Below are 6,959 nucleotides of genomic sequence, written 5' to 3'. Positions count from 1 at the left end.
TCCGCCGTACTGGTCGTCCAGGTATTGGTGATGTAATCCTGGGTGATGATGCCGTTTGCGAGATCGGTCTGGACGTCGGCTTCGCAGGAGACTTCTTCGGTGCACTGGCCGGAATACCAGGCCAGTGCCAGCGCTATGCCGTAGGGGTCCCAGGGGCCCGCACCGCAGTTGGCAATCGTGGTTTCAAAGCAGCGCTCCGGCTCCGGATCATCGTCGTCTTCATCACAGGATGACAACATGACCGTTACCGGAATCAGGACCAGGCACGAAAGGAATCTCAGCGCATGCATGCCCCACCCCCGTGAAAGCTGCTTCCCACGAGCTTAGCGCCACTGGAAATTTAGGCAATCCTTTATCGCAAGGCATTGAATACAAAGGCTTTTATAAGACCCCGCCTGCTCCCTGGCCTATTTCATGCCCCGCGCTTCCTTGACGGTGTCGTAAGCCAGGGTGATGTCCTTCGCCTTCTCCTGGGCCAGCTTCATCATTTCTTCCGGCAGGCCCTTGGCGGCCAGCTTGTCCGGGTGGTGCTGGCTCATCAGCTTGCGATAGGCCTTTTTCACTTCGGCGTCGGTCGCATCGCGCGTCACGCCGAGAATTTCGTAACTTTCCTTCAGGCTGTCGCGGGCACGATTGACGCTGGAGCCACTCTCGTGGCGTCGCTGGTAACCTGCCCCGCCCTGGGCGCGATTGCGCGCGGCCCGGATCAATGCCTCCAGTTGCCGGAGCTCCCAGTTCGGGATGCCGAGGTAGCCGCATACCTTCTCCAGCACTTCGCGCTCGGCAGCGGAAATGTCGCCGTCCGCCATCGCCGCCTGCAGCTGGATTTCCATGAACATGCGGAACAGGTCACGCCGGCCATGGCACTCGTTGCGAAACTGGTTCATTACGCCTTGCAGCGGAAAGCCCGGGTCCTTGCCCTCGTTGAACAGGCGGATGGCAGCTTCCTTCTGCGCGCCGGTGATGTTCATGTGATTCATCACCGCACGCGCCATCTGGATCTCGGTTTCGGAAACACGGCCATCGGCCTTGGAGATGTGACCCATGACCGAGAAGGTGGCGGTGAAGAATGCCGCCTGCACGCGCTCACCGCTGCCACCGAGGTTGCCCCAGTTCAGGCCCTGCTTTTCATCGACGTTGTGGCCGATGACCAGGCCCAGCAGCATGCCGAGCGGGCCGCCCAGCATGAATCCCAGTCCGCCACCGATTACCTTGCCCCACCAGCTCATTCAGTTCCTCATTCAGTTTGTCGCGGACGCGTTGCCATGCGTGTCGTCATGCGCATTGCCGTTCGTTGCCATAGAAAGAAGCATGCCGGCAACAGGATCAGGGTCAGCAGCGTCGCTGTCAGCATGCCGCCCACCATGGGTGCGGCAATGCGTCGCATGACTTCACTGCCGGTTCCGCTGCCCAGCATGATCGGCAACAGGCCGACAATGATAGCCGAAACCGTCATCATGATCGGCCTGACGCGCCGCACCGCCCCTTCCAGCACCGCCGCTTTCAAGGAATCTTCATCATCTGACGCGCGCGATTGCCAGGCCTGGCGCAGGTAGACCAGCATGATCACGGCGGTTTCCGCCGCGATGCCGGCGAGCGCGATGAAGCCGACGCCCGCCGCCACCGACAGGTCATAGCCGAGCAGCCAGAGCAACCAGATCCCACCCGTCACGGACACCGGCAAGGTAACCATGACCAGCGCGACATCACGCAGGGTTCGGAAGTTCAGGTAAAGCAGCAGCATGATGATGACCAGGGTCACCGGCACGACCAGCAGCAGCTTTTCCTTGGCGCGTTGCATGTACTCGTACTGGCCCGACCAGGCCAGCGTGTAGCCGGTCGGCAACTGGACACGCTCGGCAACCCGATCGCGGGCCGCTTCTACATAGGAGCCCAGGTCACGCCCGCGAATGTCGACATACACCCAGCCCGCAGGCCGCGCATTTTCGCTCTTGATCATGGCCGGCCCGTCGGCAACTTCGACGCTGGCGACATCGCTCAAGGGAATTTCCGCACCGCTCGGCGCCACCACCGGCAAGTCGCGCAAGCGGCTGAGCGAATCGCGCCAGGCACGCGGGTAACGCAGGTTGATGGGGTAGCGCTGCAGGCCTTCCACCGACTCGCTGATGTTCATGCCGCCCACGGCAGTGGCGATGACTTCCTGGACATCGGCAATGTTGAGACCAAGCCGCGCCGCCGCTTCGCGATCGATGTCCACTTCTATATAGCGACCGCCGGCAACGCGTTCGGAGTACACCGACAAGGTGCCGTCAAGGTCGCGCAAGGCAGCTTCGATATCCTTGCCGATTTCCTGGATGACATCGAGATCGGGACCGGACACCTTTATGCCGAGCGGTGTCTTGATGCCGGTGGCCAGCATGTCGATACGCGTCTTGATCGGCATGACCCAGGCATTGTTCAGGCCGGGTACGTCGACCACGTCATCCAGTTCCTGCTTGAGCCTTTCGAGATCCAGGCCAGCCCGCCATTCCTCACGGGGCTTCAGCTGGATGGTGGTTTCGATCATGGTCAGCGGCGCAGGGTCGGTTGCGGTTTCCGCCCGGCCGATCTTGCCGAAGACCCGCTCGACCTCGGGCACCGTCATGATGAGCTTGTCGGTCTGCTGCAGCAGTTGTTGCGCCTCGCCGATGGAAAGCCCTGGGAAGGTCGTCGGCATGTACATCAGGTCGCCTTCATCCAGCTCCGGCATGAACTCGGTGCCAAGCCTGGAATATGGCAGGACACTGATCGCGATCAACAACATGAAGCCGGCGACAACCCAGGCCGGGCGTTGCAGGGCACTGCGCAGGACCGGCAGGTAGGCGCGCGTCAGTCCGCGGTTCACCGGGTTGACGGCTTCTGCCTGGATACCGCCGCGAACCAGGTAACCGATCAACACCGGCACCAGGGTGATCGACAGGCCGGCGGCGGCGGCCATCGCCCAGGTTTTGGTCCAGGCCAGTGGCGCGAACATCCGGCCTTCCTGTGCCTCCAGCACCAGCACCGGCAGGAAGCTCAGGGCAACGATCAGCAAGGAGAAGAACAGCGACGGCCCGACTTCGGAAACGGCTGCGGCGATGCGTGCCCAGCGTTGTTCCTCGTCGATTTCGCCTTCCTCGTCCGCCGCCGCTTCGAGGTGCTTGTGCACGTTCTCGATCATCACGATGGCTGCGTCGACCATGGCGCCAATGGCAATTGCAATGCCGCCCAGCGACATGATGTTGGCGTTGATGCCTTGCAGACGCATGATCAGGAAAGCGACGAGGATGCCGATGGGCAGGCTGATCACTACCACCAGTGACGAGCGGAAGTGCAGCAGGAACAGCGCACAGACCAGCACCACGACGAGGATTTCCTCGAGCAGCTTTTCCTGCAAGGTGGAAACCGCACGCTCGATCAGCGAAGAGCGATCGTAGGTTTCGACCACCTCGACACCGTCCGGCAGGTTCCGCGCCAGCTCGTCCAGACGTTGCTTGACGGCAGCGATCACTTCCTGGGCATTCGCACCGAAGCGCATGACCACGATGCCGCCGACCACCTCACCCTCGCCATTCAGCTCCGCGATGCCACGTCGCAGCTGTGGCCCGAGCCGGATATCCGCCACGTCTTCCAGCAGCACCGGGGTGCCACTGTCGCTGACGGTAACCGGTATGTTCCTGAGATCAGCGAGTCCGCTGATGTAGCCACTGGCGCGAACCATGTATTCGGCTTCGGCCATTTCCACCACCGATGCCCCGGTTTCCTGGTTGCCACGCTGGATCGCCCGCTTCACCTGTTGCACCGTCAGGTCATAGGCGCGCAAGCGATTGGGATCCATGACCACCTGGTACTGCTTCACCATGCCACCCACGGTGGCCACCTCGGCCACGCCAGGCACGGCCTGCAGTTCGAATTTCAGCAACCAGTCCTGGATGGACCGCAACTGCGCCAGGTCATGCTTGCCCGTGCGATCGACCAGTGCGTACTCGTACACCCAGCCGACACCGGTAGCATCGGGCCCCAGCGTCGGCCGGACATTCTCCGGCAGCTGCGCAGAGGCCTGCGACAGGTATTCGAGCACGCGTGAACGTGCCCAGTACGGATCCGTGTCGTCGTCGAACAGCACATATACGTATGAATCCCCGAAAAAGGAATAACCTCTTACCGTCTTGGCAGCGGGTACCGACAGCATCGCGGTCGACAAGGGATAGGTCACCTGGTCTTCGACCACCTGCGGCGCCTGCCCTGCATATTTCGTGTGCACAATGACCTGCACGTCGGAAAGATCCGGGATGGCATCGACCGGCGTATCGCGCAATGCCTGCACGCCAGCCGCGACCAGCAAGCCGGTCAGCAACAGCACCAGCACCCGGTTGCAGATGGACCAGTTTATGAGCGCGTTAATCATCGCTCCTCTCCCGGACGGTCTTCCGGCTCATCAGCTGGCATGGGCACGTCCTCGTGGCTGGAATCGCCATTGCCTTGCAGGCGTTCGAGGCTGGCGTTCAGGCTGGCTTCCGAATCGATCAGGAACTGGCCCGACGTCACCACGTGCTGGCCGGCTACCAGGCCGGCGCGAATCTCGACAAACTCGCCACTCTCGAGACCAGGCACCACCACGCGGGTCGTGAAGCTGCCATTTTCCTGCCGCAACACGACCCGCGACTCCCGACCTGTCCTGATCAAGGCCTCACGGGGTATGACAAGAATGTCTTCCTTCGGCCCGCCGAAGATGGTCACGTTGGCAAACATGTTCGGCTTCAGCACTTCACCCGGGTTGTCGAACTTCAGGCGCGCCTGGACCGTGCGGGTCTTCGGGTCCAGCACCGGCGAAACGAAATCGACCTCACCCTCCAGCACTTCGCCCGGCTTGTAGGCCAGGGTCGCCTCGACCGGCTGGCCCGCCGCGACCCAGTCCGCCTGCGCGGCAAAGACATCGGCAACAAGCCATACCGTCGAAAGGTCGGCCAGTGCCATGATTTCCATCGACGGCGTGACGTACATGCCCTCGCGCACCAACAGGTCGGCGACCACCTCGTCACGGGTCGCGTAGTACGGCAGCGGATTGATCACCTGCCGGGTCTCTGCAATGCGATCGATATCCCGTTTCGACACGTCCATCGCCAGCAAGCGTTCGCGGGAGAAACGCTGCAGGCGTCGGTTGCCACTGGCCAGGCTGGTGATGAACTCCTCCTGCGCATTCACCAGGTCTGGCGAATAGAAACGGAACAGCACGTCTCCCTGCTGCACGCGTTCGCCTTCCGAACGAACCGCCAGTTCCTGAATCCACCCGGCAACGCGCGGATGGATGTGGCGCAACAAGGCCTCGTTGTAATCGATGTGGCCGACGGTATCGATACGCCGCCACAGCTTGTCGCGTTCGACCTTCGCCGTGCGAACGCCGAGGTTCTGCACCATGCCGGCCGAGACCCTCACGCTGCCATTGCCACCGGCATGCACGGGAATGAAGTCCATGCCCATCGCGTCCTGCGCCGGTGTCTCGGAAATGATTTCCGGATCATGTGGATGACGGTAGTAGAGGATCTCGCGCTCGCCCTCGCTCGACATCTCCTGCTGCGAACGCGGCACCAGTTCCATGCCGCAGATCGGGCAGTTGCCAGGTTGGTCGCTGGTGACCTCCGGATGCATGGGGCACACATAGGTCGGATCCAGGTGTTTTGTCGCATGCTCCTGGAACGTTTCCTGCCCGTTCGAAGCGCTTCCAGGCTCGCTTTCCGAGCTACAGGCAAGCAGCATGAAGCTGCTGGCAAGGACGAACAGCAAGGCGAGGTTTCTGGTCACGATATTCATTGTTCCGTACCTCCGAGATAGAGGAGTTCCGCGCGCAACAGGGCGCGACGCTTCAGGAGTTCCAGGCGACGCAACTCGAGGTCGAGCAGGTCGAGGTGGGACTGGACCAGGTCGTCGAGCGACACCAGCTCATTGGCGTAGGAACGCGCCATGGATTCACGCGAGCTTCTTGCCGTCGGCAACAACTGCTCGTCCTGCAAGGCAAGCTGGCTGTCGATCACCCGCAGGGATGCCAGCGTTGCCTGCCAGCGACCCTGCAACTGGCGAAGCAGGTCGACCCGCTGCCAGTCAGCGGCCCGGCGGCGGCTTTCGGCCGCAGTGACTTCGCGCTTCTTCGCGCCGCGATTGAAGACGGGAATGCTGACCGACACCATGGCCGAGGCGAAGTCGGGGCGTTCCCGACCCAGCGCATCGACACCGCGACGGTCTCCATAGCTCACATCCAGCATCCAGCGCGGCCCGAATTTTTCCTCGGCCAGCCGCACTGCCGTTTCATTCGCGGCAATCCGTTCTTCCTGCGCCTTGACCAGGGGATGGGCATCGATTTGCTGCGGGAGCATGCCTGGCTCTGGAAGCTGTGCGGGTCGTGCTGTTCGGTAAGCGGCATCGCCCAGCAGCGTCGTCAGCTTTGCGGTCGCGGCCTGCGCCACTTCCCGGTAGGCGAGCTCGCGTTCGCTCAGGCGATCCAGCTTCAGTTTCGCTGCCAGGAAATCGGACTGCCGACCGCCACCGGTCGCGTAACGGCTCTCGGCAGCGGCCAGCACCGGTTTCACCTCGATCGCGATGTCGGCTATTCGCTCGGCCGATTGCGCGGCAAACTGCCGATGGAACCAGACCTGGTGAAGTGCAAAGCGCAGCTGCCGGACACGGTCGTCGACCTGCCAGGTCTTGCTCGCAGCGAGTTGTTCGCCCTGGCGTTCCAGCAGCTCCAGGGTGTCGCCGGCGGGAAATACCTGCCGGAAACCGAGCTGCAATTGCGTCATCGGTTCCTGGTCCAGCGCGAAGCTGTCGACCGGCAGGTTCATCGCACCGAAGCGGATTTCCGGATCCGGCAGGACGGCAGCAGCCTGCGCCGCCTCACGGCCAGCGGTCGCTTCCAGTCGCAATTGTTCGCCGACGGCATCGCGTTCGATGGCAATCGTCTCTGCCTCGGACAGGGTCAACGGTTC

At 62.4% G+C, this 6,959-nt stretch carries 5 protein-coding genes; all 5 read right to left on the bottom strand.

Annotated elements, in window-relative coordinates:
- A partial coding sequence (locus R3217_09920; protein MDX1455762.1) for a hypothetical protein occupies positions 1–290 on the bottom strand: 290 nt, incomplete at its 3' end.
- A 117-nt stretch (positions 291–407) separates the two neighbouring features.
- Positions 408–1,229, bottom strand: coding sequence for a co-chaperone DjlA (gene djlA / locus R3217_09915; GenBank protein MDX1455761.1), 822 nt, complete (start codon positions 1,227–1,229; stop codon positions 408–410).
- A gap of 8 nt (positions 1,230–1,237) precedes the next feature.
- Complete coding sequence (locus tag R3217_09910; GenBank protein MDX1455760.1) at positions 1,238–4,387, bottom strand: efflux RND transporter permease subunit; 3,150 nt, start codon at positions 4,385–4,387, stop codon at positions 1,238–1,240.
- Entirely contained in the window at positions 4,384–5,790 is a 1,407-nt protein-coding gene (locus tag R3217_09905; protein ID MDX1455759.1) for an efflux RND transporter periplasmic adaptor subunit, read from the bottom strand. The genes R3217_09910 and R3217_09905 overlap by 4 nt, the downstream gene beginning before the upstream one ends.
- Positions 5,787–6,959 (bottom strand): TolC family protein (locus R3217_09900; protein ID MDX1455758.1); only part of this gene is annotated, 1,173 nt, incomplete at its 5' end. The genes R3217_09900 and R3217_09905, both read right to left, overlap by 4 nt.

Source organism: Gammaproteobacteria bacterium, assembly GCA_033720895.1.
Classification (GTDB): domain Bacteria; phylum Pseudomonadota; class Gammaproteobacteria; order Natronospirales; family JAJUFS01; genus JAWWBS01.
This window is presented reverse-complemented; position numbering and strand designations above follow the sequence as displayed.